This window comes from Humitalea rosea, from assembly GCF_003253705.1.
Taxonomy (GTDB): Bacteria; Pseudomonadota; Alphaproteobacteria; order Acetobacterales; family Acetobacteraceae; genus Humitalea; species Humitalea rosea.
In genome coordinates this window covers 77,508-96,385 of the sequence record NZ_QKYU01000011.1, presented here as the reverse complement: position 1 = coordinate 96,385, position 18,878 = coordinate 77,508, and the positions used below count along the sequence as shown (strand labels likewise).

19 protein-coding genes are annotated in these 18,878 nt (G+C 70.8%); 14 read left to right on the top strand and 5 right to left on the bottom strand.

All coding sequences use genetic code 11. From position 1 onward, the window contains the following. Positions 1-177: 177 nt before the first annotated feature. Positions 178-543, bottom strand: a complete 366-nt coding sequence (locus C8P66_RS11130) for a DUF1127 domain-containing protein (protein ID WP_211314114.1) — start codon at positions 541-543, stop codon at positions 178-180. 212 nt (positions 544-755) lie between these two features. On the opposite strand from C8P66_RS11130, the gene C8P66_RS11125 reads away from it, so the two are divergent. Beyond that, a complete protein-coding gene (locus C8P66_RS11125; protein WP_111398335.1) occupies positions 756-2,510 on the top strand; it encodes an aminopeptidase P family protein in 1,755 nt (584 codons plus the stop codon). Between the two features lie 5 nt (positions 2,511-2,515). Here C8P66_RS11125 and C8P66_RS11120 read toward each other — a convergent pair whose 3' ends face one another. Next, positions 2,516-3,274, bottom strand: a complete 759-nt coding sequence (locus C8P66_RS11120) for a hypothetical protein (RefSeq protein WP_111398334.1) — start codon at positions 3,272-3,274, stop codon at positions 2,516-2,518. Between the two features lie 67 nt (positions 3,275-3,341). Here C8P66_RS11120 and pip point away from each other — a divergent pair, with 67 nt between their 5' ends. The 5 genes from pip to C8P66_RS11095 all read left to right on the top strand — a co-directional run bounded on the left by pip (position 3,342) and on the right by C8P66_RS11095 (position 7,500). After that, positions 3,342-4,289: a prolyl aminopeptidase gene (gene pip, locus C8P66_RS11115; RefSeq protein WP_111398333.1), complete on the top strand. Its 948-nt coding sequence runs from the start codon at positions 3,342-3,344 to the stop codon at positions 4,287-4,289. A gap of 64 nt (positions 4,290-4,353) precedes the next feature. Next, positions 4,354-4,761: a hypothetical protein gene (locus tag C8P66_RS11110; RefSeq protein WP_111398332.1), complete on the top strand. Its 408-nt coding sequence runs from the start codon at positions 4,354-4,356 to the stop codon at positions 4,759-4,761. Positions 4,762-4,814: 53 nt separating this feature from the next. Beyond that, entirely contained in the window at positions 4,815-5,930 is a 1,116-nt protein-coding gene (locus C8P66_RS11105; protein WP_111398331.1) for an NAD(P)/FAD-dependent oxidoreductase, read from the top strand. Next, the gene (locus C8P66_RS11100; RefSeq protein ID WP_111398330.1) at positions 5,927-6,883 is read left to right on the top strand and encodes a threonine ammonia-lyase; all 957 of its coding nucleotides are present in this window, start codon (positions 5,927-5,929) and stop codon (positions 6,881-6,883) included. Before C8P66_RS11105 ends, C8P66_RS11100 begins: the two co-directional genes overlap by 4 nt. Further along, positions 6,880-7,500 (top strand): DUF1345 domain-containing protein, encoded by a 621-nt coding sequence (locus tag C8P66_RS11095; protein ID WP_111398329.1) that lies wholly within the window; start codon positions 6,880-6,882, stop codon positions 7,498-7,500. Before C8P66_RS11100 ends, C8P66_RS11095 begins: the two co-directional genes overlap by 4 nt. Before the next feature lie 27 nt (positions 7,501-7,527). Here C8P66_RS11095 and C8P66_RS11090 read toward each other — a convergent pair whose 3' ends face one another. Beyond that, positions 7,528-7,710: a hypothetical protein gene (locus tag C8P66_RS11090; RefSeq protein WP_111398328.1), complete on the bottom strand. Its 183-nt coding sequence runs from the start codon at positions 7,708-7,710 to the stop codon at positions 7,528-7,530. A 14-nt stretch (positions 7,711-7,724) separates the two neighbouring features. Continuing rightward, positions 7,725-9,023 carry an isocitrate lyase gene (gene aceA / locus C8P66_RS11085; protein ID WP_111398327.1) on the bottom strand — a complete coding sequence of 433 codons (1,299 nt, stop codon included), beginning with the start codon at positions 9,021-9,023 and terminating at the stop codon, positions 7,725-7,727. 156 nt (positions 9,024-9,179) lie between these two features. Between aceA and C8P66_RS11080 the strand changes: the two genes are divergently transcribed. Further along, a complete protein-coding gene (locus tag C8P66_RS11080; protein WP_111398326.1) occupies positions 9,180-10,598 on the top strand; it encodes a helix-turn-helix domain-containing protein in 1,419 nt (472 codons plus the stop codon). Here the strand turns inward: C8P66_RS11080 and C8P66_RS11075 are convergent. After that, positions 10,582-11,148, bottom strand: a complete 567-nt coding sequence (locus C8P66_RS11075; RefSeq protein ID WP_111398325.1) for a lipid-binding SYLF domain-containing protein — start codon at positions 11,146-11,148, stop codon at positions 10,582-10,584. The genes C8P66_RS11080 and C8P66_RS11075 overlap by 17 nt on opposite strands. A gap of 124 nt (positions 11,149-11,272) precedes the next feature. Here C8P66_RS11075 and C8P66_RS11070 point away from each other — a divergent pair, with 124 nt between their 5' ends. The 7 genes from C8P66_RS11070 (at position 11,273) to lnt (ending at position 18,874) form a co-directional block, all read left to right on the top strand. Then, entirely contained in the window at positions 11,273-12,016 is a 744-nt protein-coding gene (locus tag C8P66_RS11070) for an aspartate/glutamate racemase family protein (RefSeq protein ID WP_111398324.1), read from the top strand. Between the two features lie 230 nt (positions 12,017-12,246). Further along, positions 12,247-13,182 (top strand): lysophospholipid acyltransferase family protein, encoded by a 936-nt coding sequence (locus C8P66_RS11065; RefSeq protein WP_111398323.1) that lies wholly within the window; start codon positions 12,247-12,249, stop codon positions 13,180-13,182. A gap of 218 nt (positions 13,183-13,400) precedes the next feature. After that, entirely contained in the window at positions 13,401-14,822 is a 1,422-nt protein-coding gene (gene miaB, locus C8P66_RS11060) for a tRNA (N6-isopentenyl adenosine(37)-C2)-methylthiotransferase MiaB (RefSeq protein ID WP_408882059.1), read from the top strand. 35 nt (positions 14,823-14,857) lie between these two features. Then, complete coding sequence (locus tag C8P66_RS11055) at positions 14,858-15,898, top strand: PhoH family protein (protein ID WP_111398322.1); 1,041 nt, start codon at positions 14,858-14,860, stop codon at positions 15,896-15,898. A gap of 76 nt (positions 15,899-15,974) precedes the next feature. Next, on the top strand, positions 15,975-16,391 hold the full coding sequence (gene ybeY / locus C8P66_RS11050; RefSeq protein WP_245903434.1) for an rRNA maturation RNase YbeY: 417 nt from the start codon (positions 15,975-15,977) through the stop codon (positions 16,389-16,391). Next, positions 16,388-17,281 carry a hemolysin family protein gene (locus C8P66_RS11045; protein WP_111398321.1) on the top strand — a complete coding sequence of 298 codons (894 nt, stop codon included), beginning with the start codon at positions 16,388-16,390 and terminating at the stop codon, positions 17,279-17,281. The genes ybeY and C8P66_RS11045 overlap by 4 nt, the downstream gene beginning before the upstream one ends. A gap of 36 nt (positions 17,282-17,317) precedes the next feature. Continuing rightward, positions 17,318-18,874, top strand: a complete 1,557-nt coding sequence (gene lnt / locus C8P66_RS11040) for an apolipoprotein N-acyltransferase (protein ID WP_111398320.1) — start codon at positions 17,318-17,320, stop codon at positions 18,872-18,874. The last annotated feature ends 4 nt before the right edge of the window (positions 18,875-18,878 follow it).

Sequence of the window (18,878 nt, the reverse complement as noted above, 5' to 3'; positions counted from 1 at the left end):
GACGCAGGGGTCTTAGCAGAGTGTTAGGGAAGTTCCGAACGAAGGGTTAACGGCGCTTCGGAAGAAGTCCCGCCCATCGCGGCGCCTGGGGGGGCAAAAGGCCGCGATGGGCAGGCGACGGCGAGGATCTCTTCGCCGTGACGTCATCCCCCCGCCCTGCGGCGGGAGGCGACGGGTTCAGGCCGCGCGGGCGAAGTTGCCCATGGGGGCGCGATCGGCGCCGGGGCGGGCGGCAGGGGCGACATCATTGGCGAGCACGGCGGGGATGTCGCCACGGGTCAGGCCGATGTCGGCCAGTTCGCGGTCGGTCAGGCCACGCAATTCGCGCTCGGCGCGGGCACGTGCGCCGATCGAGGCCATCATCGTCGTCAGGGCGCGGAGCGCGTGGCCGACGGAGGTGAAGGCTTCGGTGATGCCACGGCTGACGGCTTCGTCCCGGGCACGGGCGGCGGCCAGCTGAATGTCCTGCGCCACGACCGCGTCGCGCGGGCGGGCAATCGTGGCCATGCCGGCGATGTCGGTCTGGGTGGTGCGGGCGTCCATGAAAGTAATCCTGTTTTCCTGCGTCGCAGCCGATGTGGCCGCTGTTTGTTCGCTGACGGGAACATAGCGAGGGGCAAAGGTTCTTGTAGCGCCAAGGGGTTCAGGGAGACATGCGTGAACCGCATGAATGCCTGTGGAATGATGCGTTCATCAACGGTCTGTAACTGGCCGCCCCGATTTCGGCCCGGACCCGCCCCGTCTATGGTGGCTGGATGACACATGCCGCAGACCGTCTCGCCGCCCTTCGCACCAGGCTCGTGGAGGCGGGGGTCGAGGGCCTGCTGATCCCCCGATCGGATGAGTATCTCGGGGAATACGTCCCCGCGTCAGGCGACCGGCTTGCATGGCTGACCGGCTTCACCGGCTCGGCCGGCATCGCCATCGTGCTGGCCGATGCCGCCGTGATCTTCACGGATGGCCGCTACACCACCCAGGTTGCCGCCGAGACCGATCCGGTGCTGTGGGAGCGGCAGCATCTGACCGAGGCGCCGCCCCAGGACTGGCTCCGTGCCCATGCCACCGGCCTGCGGATCGGCTACGATCCCTGGCTGCATCCTGAAGCGGCTTTGACGCGCTTCAGAGGCTCGGGCGCGGTGCTGGTGCCGCTTTCACCCAATCCGCTCGACCTCGCCTGGGTCGATCGCCCCGCCTCGCCGGCTGCCGCGGTCGAGGTGCATCCGATCCGCTTCGCCGGCCGGGAGGCCGCGGCCAAGCGCGAGGAGGCGGCCCGCGTGCTGCGCGCCGCCGGGCAGGCCGCGGTGGTGCTGGCCGATCCGCATTCGGTGGCGTGGCTGCTGAACATCCGTGGCCGGGACCTGCCCCATACCCCGCTGGCGCTGGGCTTCGCGCTGCTGCGCGACGATGCCTCGGTGACGCTGTTCCTCGACCCCGCGCGGATCGGCGCGGAGACGGCCGCCCATCTGGGCAATGCCGTCTCGGTCGCGCCACGGTCGGAGCTTGGCGCGGCGTTGGATGCGCTGGCGGGGCAGAGCGTGCGCGTCGATGCCGACACCACCCCCGCCTGGTTCGCCGCCCGGCTGCGCGCCGCCGGGGCGCAGGTGGTCGCGGGCGAGGACCCCTGCCGCCTGCCGCGCGCCATCAAGAACACGGTCGAGCAGGCGGGCAGCCGCAGCGCGCATCACCGCGACGCCGCCGCCCTCGCGCGCTTCCTGCATTGGTTCGCCGGCGCCGCCCCGGGCGGCGGGCAGACCGAGATGTCCGCCGCCGCCCGGCTGTTGGAGGAACGCGGCAAGGAGGCGCTGTTCGTCGCCGAATCCTTCCCCGCCATCGCGGGCGCCGGCGAGCATGGCGCCGTCATCCACTACCGCGCGACGCCGGAGACCAACCGGGCGATCCACCCGGGGGAGGTCTTCCTGCTCGACTCGGGCGGGCAGTATCGCGATGGCACCACGGATGTGACCCGTACGCTGTGGACCGGCCCCGGCCCGGCGCCCGCCGGGGTGCGCGACCATGCGACGCGGGTGCTGCGCGGCCATGTCGCGCTCGCCAGCCTGAACTTTCCCAAAGGTGTCGCGGGGCCGCATCTGGATGCGATCGCCCGGCGGCCGCTCTGGGATGCGGGGCTCGATTACGACCACGGCACCGGCCATGGCGTCGGCTCGTTCCTGTCGGTGCATGAGGGGCCGGCGGCCTTCAGCCGCGCCGCGCGGATCGTGCCGCTGGAGCCGGGGATGATCCTGTCGGATGAGCCGGGCTTCTACGTCCCCGGCCACTACGGCATCCGCATCGAGAACCTGCTCCTCGTCGCCCCCGCCACGCCGCGGTTCCTGGCCTTCGAGACGCTGACCCTCGCCCCCTACGACCGCGCGCTGATCGAGGTCGGGATGCTGACCGAGGCGGAACGCGCCTGGGTCGATGCCTACCACGCCCGCGTGGCGGCCGAGGTCGCGCCGCTGCTGGAGGGCGCTGTGCGGGACTGGCTGCTGGAGGCCTGCCGGCCGCTGTAGCCTGGCTACCGCCGGAACAGCCGCCGCAGCCAGCCGAAGGCGCCGTCGCCGAGCCCACGCCGGGTCTTGCCGTGGGTCACATGCGGGCGACGGGCGGGCGGCGGCAGGGCGCTGGCGACGGTGTGGCGGCCGGCGTCGAAGCCGGCGATCAGCCGGGCCTCCAGCGCGATCACCTGCGCGACCGGGCCGGTGATCCCTTCCTCGGCCATCGCGGCGGCGGTGGCGGCGGCATCGTCCCAGACGCCGGCGCGGCGCAGCGCGTCCAGGCTGCGCACCTTCTGCTCGGTCTCCATCGGCGGCCCGCCGCGCCACAGCGCCACCGCATCCAGCCGCCATTGCCGTGCCAGCTCGTCATGGCCGAGGTCGTCGGCGACCCAGGCGGCATGCAGCGTCGCCTCGGCGGCGGCATGCAGCGCGCCGGTCTCCTCCAGCACATGCGCCCAGGAGAGGAACCGCCGGGCGAGCGGCGGGGTGCCGCCATCGGCGCGCAGCGCGCGGAAGGGGGCGGCGGCGATCACCATCGGCACCGCCGGATGCGCCTGCGCGAGGTCCGGGGCGGCATAGCCGCAGTTCGGGCATTCCTGCAGCCAGCGCCGCATGGTGCCGCGCACGGGCTCGCCGGGTCGCAGGTCCAGGTCCGGGGCCTGTTCGGGCGGCTGCGCGCGGAAGACCGGCTGCCGGCTTTCGGTGCCGCAGACGCCGCATTTGACCAGGCTGGACTGGTTCTGCCGAGTGCCGGCCTGGGAGGGGGGAGGGAGCGCCATGACCGATCCAAGATAGGATCACTTCGGCAAGGTTGCACGACCCCGCGCGGCTTGCGAAGCTGTCACCATGCCGCGTGGTGACCTGTTCCCCGATATCGCCCCCTATGAGACGGGCCTGCTGCCGCTCAGCGGCGGTCACGTCATGTATTGGGAGCAGGTGGGCAATCCGCGCGGCCAGCCGGTGCTGTTCCTGCATGGCGGGCCCGGGGCGGGGGCGGGGGCGGTGCATCGCCGCTTCTTCGACCCGCAGACCTATCGCGTCGTCATCTTCGACCAGCGCGGCGCCGGCCGCTCGCGCCCGCTCGGCGATCTGCGCGAGAACACCACGCCGCATCTGGTCGCCGATATCGAGGTGCTGCGCCGCTTCCTCGGCGTCGATCAATGGCTGCTGTTCGGCGGCTCCTGGGGCTCGACCCTGGCGCTGGCCTATGCCCAGGCGCATCCGGACCGGGTGATGGGGGCGGTGCTGCGGGGCGTCTTCCTCGGCCGGCCGGCCGAGGTGGAATGGTTCCTCTACGGGCTGCGCCGGGTCTTCCCCGATGCCTGGGCCGCCTTCGCCGAACATGTGCCGGAGGCGGAGCGGGGCGACCTGCTCACCGCCTATCTGACCCGGCTGACCGATCCCGATCCCTCCGTGCATTTGCCCGCGGCGCGGTCCTGGAGCGCCTATGAGGGCTCCTGCTCCACCTTGCTGCCCTCGCCGGACACGGTCGCGACCTTCGCGCAGGACCGCACCGCGCTCGGCCTCGCGCGGATCGAGGCGCATTACTTCGCCAATATGCTGTTCCTGCCCGAAGGCGGGCTGCTCGCGCATATGGAGTCGGTCAGCCACATCCAGGCCGAGATCATCCAGGGCCGCTACGACATGATCTGCCCGGCCGAGACCGCCTTCGACCTCGCCGCCGCCTGGCCGCGGGCGCGGCTGACGATCATCCCCGATGCCGGGCATTCGGCGCTGGAACCGGGCATCCGCATGGCGCTGGTGGCGGCCGTGGAGCGTTTCCGGCGGCGCTGAGCCTGTTCACGTTTTGGCAACCGGAAAGCGGCCATCCTCGTTTTACTGAAGGAGGATTGGCGCCATGCCCTCGGAAATCCGGCAGATTCTGTTCCGCCCCGCGGAAGCCGCCCGTGCGCTGCTGGACCACGCCCGACGCACCCGACGCAACCTGCCCCAGGGCGATGTCGTGGAGTGCTTCGTCGAAGCCGCCACGCGCACGCGCGGCCCCGGCTTCTGTCTGGTGATCGACCCCAGCCGCGCCCTGCCGCGCGGGGAGGGCTGCGCCGAGTTGATCCGGGTCTCGCTGGATGGTGAAGAATTGATGCAGGCGCTGATCGCCTTCTGCGACGAGCAGGCCATCCCCTTGCCGCTTGAGGGGCAGAAATCCCTGCAACGCTTTGGCGAGCAAATAGGCATGGTCATCACACTGGATGAGCACCTGGGCGAGGGGCGGAGCGTGCTGGCCCAGCTTGGCCATCACATGGCCTGACGGAAACGCGGCGGGCGCCTTGTCGCCGGCCTCGGGCAACGCGACACTACGGCATGGACTCTCATCGCTTTGACGTAATCATCGTGGGTGCCGGCATGGCCGGCGCCACTGTCGCAGCACAGCTCGCGGGGGACCTGCGGGTCGCCATCGTGGAGCAGGAGGAGACCGCCGGCTATCACACCACCGGCCGCTCCGCCGCCATCTGGATGCTGAACTACGGCCCCCCCGATGTGCGCGCCATGACCGGCGCCAGCCGCGGCTTCTTCGAGGCCCCACCCGAGGGCTTCGCCGAGGTGCCGCTGATGCAGCGCCGCGCGGTGGTCCATCTGGCCCCGCCGGGAGAGGAAGCCGAGCTGGCGTTGAAGATCGCCGCCAGCGAAGGCACGATCCAGGAGATCAGCGTCGCGGATGTGGTCGCCATGGCCCCTGGCCTGCGCCCCGATTACGCCGTGGCCGCCGCCATCGAGCCTGAATCCTTCGACATGGATGTCGCCGCCTTGCACCAGGGCTTTCTCCGCATGGTGCGGGCGAATAAGGGCGAGATCGCGCTGCGCGCCCGCGCCGGGCGCATCTGGAAGCAGGGCGAGATGTGGCGGGTCGAGACCAGCCAGGGCGAGACCCTGGGCGCGCCCATCCTCATCAACGCCGCCGGCGCCTGGGGCGATGAGATCGCGACCCTCGCCGGCCTGCGTCCCCTCGGCCTGCAGCCGAAGCGCCGCACCGCCATCGTGCTCGACCCCGGTGGGCATGATGTGGCGGAGTGGCCGCTGCTCGGCGATGTCGCGCACACCTGGTACGCGCGGCCGGAAGCGCGGCGGAAGCTGATGGTCAGCCCCGCCGACGAGACCGATTCCGAGCCCACCGACGCCCAGCCGGATGAGCTGGACATCGCCATCACCGTCGATCGCTTCCAGCAGGCCTTCAACATCGAGGTCCGGCGGGTCGAGCATTCCTGGGCCGGCCTGCGCACCTTCGCGCCGGACCGCTCCTTCGTGCTCGGCGAGGACACCGACCACCGGGGCTTCTTCTGGGCGGTGGGGCAGGGCGGCTATGGCATCCAGACGGCGCCCGCGGCCGGGCGGCTGCTGGCCGGGCTGGTGCTGGGCGCGGTGCCGGAGGATCTGAAGCACATCGTGCCCATGGTCGATCCGATGCGGTTCCGCGGATGAGCGCGCTTCCGACCCATGCCGATGTGCGCGCGGCCGCGATCCGCCTCGCGGGCCGCGTCATCCGCACGCCGATGCTGCGCCACGCGGCGCTGGACCGGGTCACGGGCGGGGAGATCTTCGTCAAGCCCGAGCCCTTGCAGCGCACCGGCTCCTTCAAGTTCCGCGGCGCCACCAATGCCTTGCTGCAACTGGCACCGGGCGGGCGCGGCGTGGTGACGCATTCCTCCGGCAACCACGGCCAGGCGATCGCCTGCGCCGCAGCCGCCCTCGGCATTCCGGCGCTGATCGCGATGCCGGCGGATGCGCCGCGGATCAAGGTCGCGGCCACGCGCGCCTGGGGGGCGGAGATCCTGCCCTTCGACCGCGCGACCACCGATCGCGAGACCCTGGCCGAGCGCCTCGGCGCGGAGCGCGGGCTGACGGTCATCCCGCCCTTCGACCATCCGCATGTCATCGCCGGCCAGGGCACGCTGGCGCTGGAGCTGATGGAGGATGCGGGCGCCCCGCTCGACGCCATGCTGGTCTGCACCGGCGGCGGTGGGCTCGTCGCCGGGGTCGCGCTGGCGCTTGAGGGCAGCGGCACCGAAGTCTGGGCGGTGGAACCCGAGGGCTGGGATGATTACGGCCAGTCGCTGCGCGCCGGCACCCGCATCGCCAATGATGGCACGGGCGATCTGCTTTGCGACGCGCTGCTCTCGCGCCGGCCGGGGGAGATCACCTTCGCGGTGAATGCGCCGCGCCTCGCGGGTGGCGTCTCGGTGACGGAGGCCGAGGTCTTCGCCGCCATGCGCTTCGCCTTCGAGCATCTGAAGATCGTCGCCGAACCCGGTGGCTCGGTGGCGCTGGCCGCGGTGCTGGCGGGCAAGGTGCCGGTCCGGGGCCGCCGCATCGGCCTGGTCATCAGCGGCGGCAATGTCGATCCCGCCGTCTTCGCCCGCGCCTTGGCTGGATGATGGCCCTGCGCCGGCCCGTTCTGGGTTGGGCGCTGGGGGGCGGGATGGTCGCGGGCGGCGCCGCGTTCGGCGGCGGCCTGCGTGGGGTCGCGCCGGTGCTGGCGGGTTGGTGCGTGCTTGTCGTGATCTACACATCCTTGATGCTGCACCGGCTTTGGGCCGCCGATGCGGAGACCATGCGCCGCCGGGCGGAGGTGCTGGCCGAGCGGCGATGGACCGTCTTTGCCCTCTCCCTGACCGCCGCGGTCGCCTCGGTCGCCGGGGTCGGCTGGGACGCGGCGGTGGGCGGTCCGCCGACCACGGCGAATACGATACTGACGGGCACGACGATCCTGCTCTCCTGGCTCTTCGTGCACATGCTCTTCGCGCATGAGTATGCGCATGAGTATTGGAGCTCCGACGGCGGGATCGATTTTCCAGGCGGCGACGGCACGCCCGAGTATTCCGAGTTCCTGTATTTCGCCTTCACCATCGGCATGACCGCCCAGGTCAGCGATGTGACCACCGACAGCCCGGCGATCCGCAAGGTGGTGCTGCTGCACTCGCTGGTGGCCTTCGCCTTCAACGCGGTGATCCTGGCCGCGGCGGTGAATATCGCGGCGGGGCTAGCGGGGTAGGGGGGCGACCGGCGCCCCCCCGTCCCGTCAGCCCGCCGGCTGGCCGCGCTCGCTGCAAGCCCAGCCATGGCCATGGACCAGCCCGTCATCATAATCGGCCTCCACTGTCGTGGGAGGTGTGAGGCGGATCGGCATCTGCCCGCTGCGGGGCGGCTCGCTCATCCAGGGATGACCATGGACCAGGCCGTCGTCGAAATCCTGCGTGTTCATGTCTCTGCCTCCCCTTATTCGGCCGCGACCGGGATGGTCGCCGGCGTCTCGTCATGGAACTGCTGGGCCTCGGTGCTATGGGCCAGGGCGGTGGTGCTGCTGTGCCCACCGGCGGCGGCCGAGGCGATGGCGTCGAAGTAGCCGACGCCGACCTCGCGCTGGTGGCGCACGGCGGTGAAGCCCTCGGCCTCGGCGGCGAATTCGGCCTGCTGCAATTCGCTGTAGGCGCCCATGCCGCGCTCGGCATAGCCGCGCGCCAGCTTGAACATCGACAGGTTCAGGCTGTGGAATCCGGCCAGGGTCACGAACTGGAACTTGTAGCCCATGGCGCCGATCTCGCGCTGGAAGCGGGCGGCGGCCTCGACGCCCATCTTGCGCTGCCAGTTGAAGGAGGGGCTGCAGTTGTAGGCGAGCATCTTGCCGGGGAATTCGCGGTGGATCGCCTCGGCGAAGTCGCGGGCATCGTCGAGATCGGGCTCCGAGGTCTCCCACCAGAGCAGGTCGGCATAGGGCGCATAGGCGAGGCTGCGCGCGATCGCATAGGCCTTGCCCGCACCCGGCTTGATGCGGAAAAAGCCCTCGGCGGTGCGTTCGCCGGTGATGAAGGGACGGTCGCGCTCATCGATGTCGCTGGTCAGCAGCTGTGCGGATTCCGCATCGGTGCGGCAGAGCAGCACCGTCGCGATACCCTCCACATCGGCCGCGAGGCGCGCCGCGTTCAGGGTGCGGATATGCTGGCCGATCGGCACCAGCACCTTGCCGCCCAGATGGCCGCACTTCTTCTCCGAAGCCAGCTGGTCCTCGAAATGCACGCCCGCGGCACCGGCCTCGATCATCGCCCGCATCAGCTCATAGGCGTTCAGCGCGCCACCAAAACCGGCCTCCGCATCGGCGATCACCGGCGCCATGTAGTGGATCGGGTCGCCCTTGCCTTCCTGCACGGCGATCTGGTCGGCGCGGCGCAGCGCGGCATTGATCCTGGTCACCACCTTCGGCACCGAATCCACCGGGTAGAGCGACTGGTCCGGATACATCTGGCCGCCGGAATTGGCATCCGCCGCGACCTGCCAGCCGGAGAGATACACCGCCTTCAGCCCGGCCTTGACCTGCTGCAACGCCTGCATGCCGGTCAGGGCGCCGAGGGTGTTCACGAACTCCTCGGACTTCAGGAGGGACCAGAGCCGGGCGGCGCCCATCTCGGCCAGGGTGTGGCGGATACGGAAGGAGCCGGACAGCCTGGCGACATCGGCCGGGGTGTAGTCGCGGCGGATGCCGTCGAAGCGGTCGGGGGTGGGGGATTGGGCGTAGGTCATGCTGGGTTCCTTCAACGATGCGCGTCGGGTTGCCCCGTCGCCTGTGTGAAGAATTCACCTTGCGGCCGCGAAATGCAGCCCTCATTCTGCGCCCCGCACCGCAATCGCGTGGTGGTTTTGACGCGGCCCTTCGACAATCCGTGAAAGTTGTAAAGTATGGCAGCCCCCAGGATCGGCCGCACCATTCGTCGTCTCCGGACCGAGCGCGGCGAGGCGCAGATGGCGCTGGCGGTGCGGCTTGGCATTTCGGCGTCCTACCTCAACCTCATCGAACATGATCAGCGCGGCGTCACCGCCGCCTTGCTGATCAAGCTGTCGGAGGCCTTGGGGGCCGATCTCGCCACCCTCTCGGGGCATCAGGAACGGCTGATGGAGGCCGGGCTGCGCGAGGTCCTGGCCGATCCGCTGCTGGGGCTGGAGACGGTGCCGGAGGATGAGGTCGAGACCCTGGCCGGCTCAGCCCCCAATGCGGGGCGGGCGATGCTGGCGCTCTACCGCGCCTGGCGCGTGGCGCGGGAGGATGCGAGCGGCATCTCGCTGCCCACCGGCCGCCGCCTGCTGCTGCCGACCGAGGAGGTGCGCGACATCTTCCATGATCGCGCCAACCACTTCCCGAGCCTGGAGGAGGCGGCCGAGCGGGTGGGCGCCCGTCTGGGTGCCGCACCCTCCGAAATGAACCACGCCATCGCCGCCCGGCTGCGCGGCGAGCATGGGATCGTGGTGCAGGTCGGGCCGATGGAGCAGTCCCATCGCCGCTACGATGCCGCGACCCGCCGGCTGCACCTCTCGGACAGCCTGCCGCGCGAAAGCCGCGGCTTCCAGATGGCCTTCCACCTGATGCTGCTGGAGGCGCGGGAGGCGGTGGAGAGCATCATCGCCCAGGCCGCGCCGAGCACCACGGAGGCCGCCGCCCTGCTGCGGGTCGGGCTGCTGAACTATGCGGCGGGGGCGCTGCTGCTGCCCTATGCGCCCTATCTCGCGCAGGCGCGGGCGCTGCGGCATGACATGGAGGCTTTGGCGGCGCGCTTCGGCGTGTCCTTCGAACAGGCCTGCCACCGGCTGTCCACGCTGCAACGGGAGGGCGCGCGCGGGCTGCCCTTCTTCTTCCTGCGGCTGGACCCGGCGGGGAATGTCGGCAAGCGGTTTTCGGCCGCGGGGTTTCCCTTCGCGCGCTACGGCGGGTCCTGTCCGCGCTGGATCGTGCATGGCGCCTTCGCGACGCCGGGGATGATGCGGGTGCAGCTCGCGGCCCTGCCCGATGGCGCGACCTTCCTGTGTTTCGCGCGCACGGTGCAGGGGGCGCCGGCCAAATGGGGCGAACCGCCCCCGATCCATGTCGTCGCCATGGGCTGCGACATCGGCCGCGCGGCCGAGGTCGTCTATGCCGATGGGCTGGACCTGGAGAAGGCGGTCGTCGGCATCGGCCTGTCCTGCCGGCTCTGCGACCGGGAGGACTGCCGCAGCCGCGCCTTCCCCCCGCTGGAACACCGGCTGGCGGTGGACCCGCTGGAGGAAAGTGCGGCGCCCTACCGCTTCGCCCCCAAGCCCGGGGCGAAGGCTATGCGGCGGGCGTGATCTTGGTGATCTTGGTGCCGTTCAGCGCCAAGGCGGCCATCAGCCCTTCCTGGCTGAAGCTGATCGCGTAGACCGGCTCGCGCAGCGTCGTCGCCGAGACATTCGCCTGCACGCCACGATCCAGCACGACGACGGACGGGCCGCTGCCGATTTCCCAGCCATCGGCGCGCATCAGCGCGGCCAGCGCGTCATTGGTCATGAAGAACATGGCCAGCCCGGCGACCTGTGCGCCGATCTGCAACCCGAAGCTGGCGCCGGCGATGTTGTAGTAGCCTTCGGTATTGCTGCCGCGCAGAAGGGCGCCTTCGCCGTACTGGCCACCGATGATGAAGCCCCCGCTCAGGATCTTCGGGAAGACCAGCACGGCCTGCGCCTGGGCGAAGAGCGGACGGGCATTGTCCATGCCGTGCAGGGTGGCGACGGCGGAGGCGACCTCGCGGTCGATCTCGCTGCGGGTCGCGGCTTCCGCGCTCTGCGGCTTCATCGCGGCGATGGCGAGGGGAATGATCGCGAGATAGGGCGCGAGGCTGCGGCGGGACAGGATGGACATGGATGATCTCCTTGGACCGGGACGGGCATTCGAGGAGCGCAACGCCCAAAGAGCTGAAAGGTTGCCCGTGCGGCTTGATCGGGGGGGCTTCCGGCGCGGCCCCGGCTGAGTCAGGCTCCCTCCGATGCGACTGCTGCTTCTGAACGGAAACACCGACCCGGCGATCACCCGCACCCTCGCGCGGCGGGCCAGGGTGGTGCTGGACGGGCTTGGCCATACCGAGGTCGCCCTGGTGCCGGCGACCGCGCGCTTCGGCGCCCGTTATGTCGCAAGCCGCGCCTCGGCCGCGATCGCGGCCCATGCGGTGCTGGAGGCGGTGGCCGAGCATTTCGGCCAGTTCGACGCCGTGGCCATCGCCTGCTTCGGTGATCCGGGGCTGGAGGCCGTGCGCGAAATCTTCCCCGGACCCGTCACCGGCATGGCGGAGGCTTCGCTGACCCTTGCCCTGCGCCTGGCCCCGCGCATCGCCTTCCTGACCGGCGGGGCCGCCTGGGTGCCGATGCTGCGCGAATTCTGCGCCCTGCGCGGCGCGGGGCGGGAGGTCGTGGATATCCGCAGCATCCCGCCGACCGGCGATCTGATCGCGCGCGACCCCGCCGCCGCCGCCGTGCTGCTCTCGGCCGAGGCGCAGGCCGCGGCGGAGGCGGGGGCAGGGGCGGTGGTGCTGGGCGGCGCCGGCCTCGCAGGCATGGCGGAGATGGTGACCGCCCCGGTGCCGGTGCTGGACAGTCTGGACTGCCTGTTGAAGGAAGCGGCTGCCCGCCATCCGCGAACCCGTCCGCCGCGCCCGGCGCCGACGCCGAGCCAGGGGCTGGCCGAGTCGCTGGGCCGGGCGCTGGCCGGGCTGGAGCCCGGCAAGGCATCCTGACCACCGCCTCGCCTGTCCGGCACGCCATCCAGCTTGCCATATATCATGGGTGACAGTGTAATGAGGGACGGCGGGCGCCGGCCGGAGGGTTCGGGAATTGCATCCTTCCCGAAAGCGCCGGAGGCGGCGGAAAAAGCCGCGTCGTGCAAGGCGGGTGGGAGGTCAGGCGTCATGCGACTGCAACGTCACATTCATTGCCCCGTCGCGGTCACGGCGCTAACCCCTCTGTCATGAACGCCGTCGTCAACGCCGCCGAACCCGCCCTGCCCCGCCGCCCGCAGCGGAAGGGGCCGCTGCGGTTCAAGCCGGTGCTGCCCGGCTCCCTGTTCCGCGATGTGATGGACCCGCGCCCGCTTGGCGGCCGGATCCGCGCGGTGCGGCGGATGGTGTTCGTGGCGCTCTGGACCCTGATCGCGCTGCCGATCCAGGCCGTGCTGATCCGGCTGCCGGGGCGCGCGAAGATCTCCTTCGCCCGCACCTACCACCGCGTCCTCTGCCGCCTGATCGGGCTGCGGGTGCAGGTGGTGGGGGAGGCGGCGCCGGGCGGATCGGTGCTCTTCGCCTCCAACCATACCTCCTGGCTCGATGTGCTGGTGCTGGGCTCGGTGCTGGAGGGCTGTTTCGTCGCCAAGGGCGATGTTGCCGAATGGCCGGTGATCGGCTGGGTCGCCCATCTCGGGCGCAGCGTTTTCGTCAGCCGCGAGCGCAGCCGCACCGGGGCCGAGGCGGGCAGCATGCGCGATCGCCTGAAGGCGGGCGACAGCCTGATCCTGTTCCCCGAGGGCACCAGCAGCGACGGCACGCGGGTGCTGCCCTTCCGTTCCTCCTTCCTCTCGATCGCCGATGCCGCCCGCGCGGTGCAGCCAGTGTCGGTGGTCTATGACCGGCTGGGCGGCCTGCCGGCCTGCCGCCGGGACCGGCCGCTCTTCGCCTGGTACGGCGACATGGATATCGCGAGCCATTTCTGGCGCCTGGCGCGGCGGCCCGGGGCGCGGGCGACGGTGCTGCTGCATGAGGTCGTGAAGCCCGCGGAATTCGCGGATCGCAAGGCGCTGACCGCCGCGGTCGGCGGCGTGGTGGCCGAAGGGGCGGCGGCGCTGCGCCAGAACCGCCCGGCGCGGCCGCTGCGGGTCGGCTCCGGCGGCGTGCCGGTGCCGGCCGAGTGAGGACCGCCGTGCTATTTCGGCCCAATTCGCCTCTGGCGCGTCTCTTTCCTTGACCGGCCGGGCCCCTATCCGGTCCGATGCCTGCCATGGCGAATCTTCACCCCCCTCGAATCGCTTGCCCCGGCGTCGCTTGACCCGGGCCAAGGTGCACCGCATCTGCCTCAAGAGCCGCGCGTGATGCGGCCGCTTGGGATGACCCGCTCCATGACCCTTTCTCAGTGACCGCCACTGGCCCCATCGAACCTGTTGACGCCGGCACCGCCGTGGTCCGCCCCCCCCTGCGCCGTCTTCATGTGAAGACCTGGGGCTGCCAGATGAACGTCTATGACAGCGAACGGATGACGGAGCTGCTCGCCCCGCTCGGCTACGCGCCCATCGATGCGCCCGAGAACGCCGATATGGTGCTGCTCAACACCTGCCATATCCGGGAACGGGCGACGGAGAAGGTGTTCTCCGACCTGGGCCGGCTGCGCGACATGAAGACGGCGCGGGCCGCCGAGGGGCTGCCCACCATCATCGCCGTCGCCGGCTGCGTCGCCCAGGCCGAGGGCGCGGAGATCGCCGCGCGCGCGCCTTGGGTGGATATGGTCGTCGGGCCGCAATCCTATCACCGCCTGCCGGAGATGGTGGCCCGTGCGCATCGCGCCGCCGGGCTGCAGATCAACACCGACTTCCCGGCCGAGACCAAGTTCGACCTCATGCCGCAGGCACGGGGCGCGCAGGGGGCGGTTGCCTTCCTCACGGTGCAGGAAGGCTGCGACAAGTTCTGCTCCTTCTGCGTCGTCCCCTATACGCGGGGCGCCGAAGTCTCCCGCCCGGTCTCCGCCGTGGTGGCCGAGGCCGAGAGGCTGGTCGCGGTTGGGGCGCGGGAGATCGCGCTGCTCGGGCAGAATGTGAACGCCTATCACGGCCAGGGGCCGGATGGGGCGGTCTGGGGCCTGGCGCGGCTGCTGGCGCGGCTGGCCGAGGTGCCGGGGCTCGCCCGGCTGCGCTACATGACCAGCCATCCGCGCGACATGGATGACGCCCTGATCGCCGCCCATCGCGACCTGCCGGCGCTGATGCCCTTCCTGCATCTGCCGGTGCAGTCCGGCTCGGACCGCGTGCTGCGGGCGATGAACCGCGGCCATACCGCCGATGATTTTCGGCGCATCGTGGACAAGGTGAAGGCGGCGCGGCCGGATATCGCGCTGTCCTCCGATTTCATCGTCGGGCATCCGGGCGAATCCGAGGCCGATTTCCGCGCCACCATGAAGCTGGTGGACGAGACCGGCTTCGCCATCGCCTATTCCTTCACCTATTCCGAGCGTCCGGGCACCCCGGCCGCCGCCCAGCCCGGCCAGGTGCCGCCGGCCGAACGGGCGGCGCGGCTTCAGGAATTGCAGGCGCTGCTGCGCCGCCAGCAGGATGCGTTCAACGCGAGTTGCGTCGGCCGCGTCTGCGATGTGCTGGTGACCGGCACCGCGCGTTATCCCGGCCAGATCGCGGCACGTTCGCCCTGGCTGCAACCCGTCCATCTGTCGGGGCCCGCAAGCCTCATCGGACAGATGGTCCGCGTCCGCGTCATGGGCGCCGAACCCAACAGCCTTGCCGCAGAAATCATGGGAAACAGCCAGACCGGGGAGCAACAAGCCGCTTGAGCAACACAGCCCTCATTCGCGCATCCGCCCGCGCGATGCCCCCCACCCCGCCCCGCAACCGCACCACCCTGGAATTCCCGGACAACGCCTTGTTGCCCCTTCTTGTGGGTGAGCATGACCGGCATCTGGCCCGGATCGAGCAGAAATGCGGCGTCCGTATCTCTGCTCGCGGCAATCAGATCGCCATCACCGGCGTCTCGACCGAGATGGCCGAAGCCGCCTTGAAGCGAATGTGGCAACGATTGGAGCGGGGCGAGAGCCTCACCATGGGGGAGGTCGATGCTGCCCTGGCCCTCGCCGGGGGCTTTGCCGATGGCTACGGTCCGCGCTTGCCCATGGGCGACCTGCCCGCGATCCGCACCCGAAAAGGCGCGATCCAGCCGCGCACCCCGGCCCAGGCCGGCTACATCGACCTGTTGGCGCGGCATGAGATGGTGTTCGGCGTCGGCCCCGCCGGCACCGGCAAGACCTATCTTGCCGTGGCCCAGGGCGTCGCGCTGCTGCTCGCGCAGAAGGTGGATCGCATCGTGCTGTCCCGCCCCGCGGTCGAGGCGGGCGAGCGGCTCGGTTTTCTTCCGGGCGACATGAAGGAGAAGGTGGACCCGTATCTGCGTCCGCTCTACGACGCGCTCCACGACATGTTGCCGGCGGATCAGGTGGCCCGCCGCATCGCGTCCGGAGAAATCGAAATCGCCCCCCTGGCCTTTATGCGCGGCCGCACCCTCGCCCATTCCTATTGCATCCTGGACGAGGCCCAGAACACCACCGCGGCCCAGATGAAGATGTTCCTCACCCGCATGGGCGAGGGCAGCCGGATGGTCGTGACCGGGGATCCGTCCCAGGTCGATCTGCCCCAGGGCACCCGCAGCGGGCTGGTCGAGGGGCTGTCGATCCTGGACGGCGTGCCGGGGATCGGCGTCTGTCGCTTCGCCGAGGGCGATGTGGTACGGCACCCGTTGGTGCAGCGTATCGTCTCGGCCTATGCTCGGGCCGAGGCACAACAGGACGTGGGGTCTGGCGAGCGCAATGCTCGCCTGCGGCCCCGCATGAGGGAGAGTGATGGAACCGGGAAGTAGATTGCCCGGCGGGACAACTCCCGCCGGGCCTTTGGCTGTGGAGGTCATGCTGGAGGACGCCGGTTGGCGCGGTGCCATGCGTGACCCCGAACGTATCGTCCGAGAGGCAGCCGCCGCGGCGCTTTCCGAATGCGCCGCGCGCGGGCAGCCCGCTCAGGGCCAGATCGTGGTGCTATTGGCCGATGACCGGGCGCTCAAGCGCCTGAACCACGACCATCGCGGCAAGACCAAGCCGACCAACGTGCTCTCCTTTCCAGCCGGGGTGCCGGGGGTTCTGGGCGACGTGGCGCTGGGCTTCGGCACCGTGCGGCGCGAGGCACGCGCCGCGAACCGCCGCGTCGCCGACCATCTGGCGCATCTGGTCGCCCATGGCGTGCTGCATCTGGCGGGTCACGACCATATCCACGCGGGCGAGGCCCGGCGGATGGAGCAGGCGGAGGCGCGCGTCATGCGCCGCCTCGGCCGCCCCAACCCGTGGCGGGGGCTGACATGAGCCAGACCGAGGGCGACGCCCGCAACGTGCTGTTGCGCCGTCTGCAAGGGCTGATGTCCCGCCGCCGCAAGGCGAGCTTCCGCGACCGATTCGAGGCGCTGGTCGAGGGCGACGAGGACGGCCCGCCGGAGGAAGGCAGCGCCGAGGCGCTGGATGCCGGCGAGCGCGCGCTGCTGGGCAATGTGCTGCGGATGCGCGGCAAGACCGCCTATGACGTCATGGTGCCGCGCGCCGATATCGTGGCCATGCCGGAGGATCTGACCCTGGAGCAGGCCATCCGCCTGATCCAGCGCGAGGGGCATTCGCGGCTGCCGGTCTATCGCCACAGCCTCGATGACGTGGTCGGCATGATCCACATCAAGGATGTCTTCGCCGCGGTCGGGCGCGATGCGCCCTTCAGCCTGCAGGCGATCCTGCGGCAGCCGCTGCTGGTGGTGCCCTCGGTGCCGGTGCTGGACCTGCTGCTGCAGATGCGGCTGGCGCGGATGCATCTGGCGCTGGTGGTCGATGAATACGGCGGGATCGACGGGCTGGTGACGATCGAGGATCTGGTCGAGACCATCGTCGGCGACATCGCCGATGAGCATGACGAGGAATCCCCGCCCCAGGCGGTGGAACGCCCCGATGGCAGCCTCGACCTTGATGCCCGCATGCCGGTCGAGGCCTTCGAGGAGCGGATGGGCCCGGTGCTGACCGATGAGGAGCGTGGCGCCGACATCGACACCGTCGGCGGGCTGGTGCTGACCATCGCCGGCCGGGTGCCGGCGCGGGGCGAGTTGGTGAGCCACGCCTCCTCCGGGCTGGAGTTCCGCGTGCTGGAAGCGGATGCCCGGCGCATCCGGCGGCTGCGGGTGCGGCGGCCGGGGATGACGGCCCAAGCCGCCGAGTGATTGCGCCCATCGCGCGGCACGGCTAGCGGGGGCGGCATGTTCTCCCGCTATCTCGCGCATCTCGCCGCGCGCCACGGTTGGCGCGCCGGTGCCACGGCCTTCGGCCTGGGCGCCCTCTCCGCCGCCGCCTTGCCGCCGGTCTTCGCCGTGCCGGTGCTGTGGCTGACCATTCCCGGGCTGCTCGCGATGCTGGGTGCGGCGGCCGGGTGGCGGTCGGCGGCATGGCGCGGGCTGTTCTTCGGCTGGGGATTTTGCGTCGCCGGGCTCTACTGGATCACCTATGCGCTGCTGACCGATGTCGCGAGCTGGTGGTGGCTGGTGCCACTCGCGGTGCCCGCCTTGTCGCTGCCGCTCGGGGCCTTCCTGGTGCTGCCGGCGCTGGTCGCCTGGGCGGCACGGCCGGGCTGGGCCCGCGTGCTGGGCTTTGCCTGCGCCTGGACCGTGGCGGAAATGGTCCGGGGCGTGGCGTTCACGGGCTTCCCCTGGAACCTGATCGGGACGGTCTGGGCCTTCGATGCCGTGCCGTTGCAGGGGGTGGCGCTGGTTGGCGTGCATGGGCTTGGCCTTGCGACCATTGTCCTCGCGGCGCTGCCGATCCTGGGGCTGCGGCCCTTCCTGGCAGGCGGGCTGGGGCTGCTGCTGGTGCTGACCGCCGGCGCCGCGCGGCTGTGGCAGGCCGAGCCGCCGCCGCTGCCGGTCTCGCTGGTGATCGTGCAGGCGAATATCCCGCAGGAAGCGAAGTGGCGCGAGGACCGCCGCTGGCCGAATTTCCGCACCCATCTGGAGATGACCCGTGACGGCATCGCCGCCGTGCCCCCGGGCACGCGCCCTGTCGCGATCTGGCCGGAGACCGCCAGCCCCTTCCTGCTGGCCTCGGACCCCGAGGCCCGGCGCCTCGCGGTGGAAAGCCTGCCCGAGGATGGGCTGCTGCTTGCGGGCTCGGTGCGGGCGGAATTCGATGCGGGCGGGCAGTTGAGCGCGCTGTTCAACAGCCTGGTGGCGGTGGATGCCCAGGCCGAGGTGGTGGGCGTCTATGACAAGGCGCATCTGGTGCCCTTCGGCGAATACATGCCGCTCAGGGGCATCCTGCCGATCCGCCTCGTGCATGGCGCCCGGGATTTCTCGGCCGGGCCAGGGCCGGTGGCGCTGCCGCTGCCCAGCCTGCCCGCGGCCGGTGTGCTGGTCTGCTACGAGGTGATCTTCCCCGGCGCCGTGGTCGGGGCCGTGCGGCCGGGCTGGCTGCTGAACGTCACCAATGACGGCTGGTTCGGCATCTCGGCGGGGCCGCACCAGCACCTCGCCGCCGCCCGCCTGCGCGCGGTGGAGGAGGGGTTGCCGCTGGTGCGTGCGGCGCAAACCGGCATTTCGGCGGTTTTTGACGCGCGCGGACGTGTGGTGGGGCGGCTGGGGCTGGGCGAGGCCGGGCTGCTGATTGCGCCCCTGCCGCAGGCGCTGCCGCCGACGGTCTTTGCCCGAGCCGGGATTATCGCGCCGGGGGTGCTGCTGCTGCTGGGGAGCGCCCTGGGGTTGTGGCTGCACCGGCGGGCACGGCCTCAGGCGAATACCAAAAAAGAGATAAGTCGAATGAGTTGACTGA

Coding starts and splice junctions, on each gene's coding strand:
- C8P66_RS11130 (WP_211314114.1), bottom strand. CDS start 543: ATGGACGCCCGCACCACCCAGACCGACATCGCCGGCATGGCCACGATT.
- C8P66_RS11125 (WP_111398335.1), top strand. CDS start 756: ATGACACATGCCGCAGACCGTCTCGCCGCCCTTCGCACCAGGCTCGTG.
- C8P66_RS11120 (WP_111398334.1), bottom strand. CDS start 3,274: ATGGCGCTCCCTCCCCCCTCCCAGGCCGGCACTCGGCAGAACCAGTCC.
- pip (WP_111398333.1), top strand. CDS start 3,342: ATGCCGCGTGGTGACCTGTTCCCCGATATCGCCCCCTATGAGACGGGC.
- C8P66_RS11110 (WP_111398332.1), top strand. CDS start 4,354: ATGCCCTCGGAAATCCGGCAGATTCTGTTCCGCCCCGCGGAAGCCGCC.
- C8P66_RS11105 (WP_111398331.1), top strand. CDS start 4,815: ATGGACTCTCATCGCTTTGACGTAATCATCGTGGGTGCCGGCATGGCC.
- C8P66_RS11100 (WP_111398330.1), top strand. CDS start 5,927: ATGAGCGCGCTTCCGACCCATGCCGATGTGCGCGCGGCCGCGATCCGC.
- C8P66_RS11095 (WP_111398329.1), top strand. CDS start 6,880: ATGATGGCCCTGCGCCGGCCCGTTCTGGGTTGGGCGCTGGGGGGCGGG.
- C8P66_RS11090 (WP_111398328.1), bottom strand. CDS start 7,710: ATGAACACGCAGGATTTCGACGACGGCCTGGTCCATGGTCATCCCTGG.
- aceA (WP_111398327.1), bottom strand. CDS start 9,023: ATGACCTACGCCCAATCCCCCACCCCCGACCGCTTCGACGGCATCCGC.
- C8P66_RS11080 (WP_111398326.1), top strand. CDS start 9,180: ATGGCAGCCCCCAGGATCGGCCGCACCATTCGTCGTCTCCGGACCGAG.
- C8P66_RS11075 (WP_111398325.1), bottom strand. CDS start 11,148: ATGTCCATCCTGTCCCGCCGCAGCCTCGCGCCCTATCTCGCGATCATT.
- C8P66_RS11070 (WP_111398324.1), top strand. CDS start 11,273: ATGCGACTGCTGCTTCTGAACGGAAACACCGACCCGGCGATCACCCGC.
- C8P66_RS11065 (WP_111398323.1), top strand. CDS start 12,247: ATGAACGCCGTCGTCAACGCCGCCGAACCCGCCCTGCCCCGCCGCCCG.
- C8P66_RS11055 (WP_111398322.1), top strand. CDS start 14,858: ATGCCCCCCACCCCGCCCCGCAACCGCACCACCCTGGAATTCCCGGAC.
- ybeY (WP_245903434.1), top strand. CDS start 15,975: ATGCGTGACCCCGAACGTATCGTCCGAGAGGCAGCCGCCGCGGCGCTT.
- C8P66_RS11045 (WP_111398321.1), top strand. CDS start 16,388: ATGAGCCAGACCGAGGGCGACGCCCGCAACGTGCTGTTGCGCCGTCTG.
- lnt (WP_111398320.1), top strand. CDS start 17,318: ATGTTCTCCCGCTATCTCGCGCATCTCGCCGCGCGCCACGGTTGGCGC.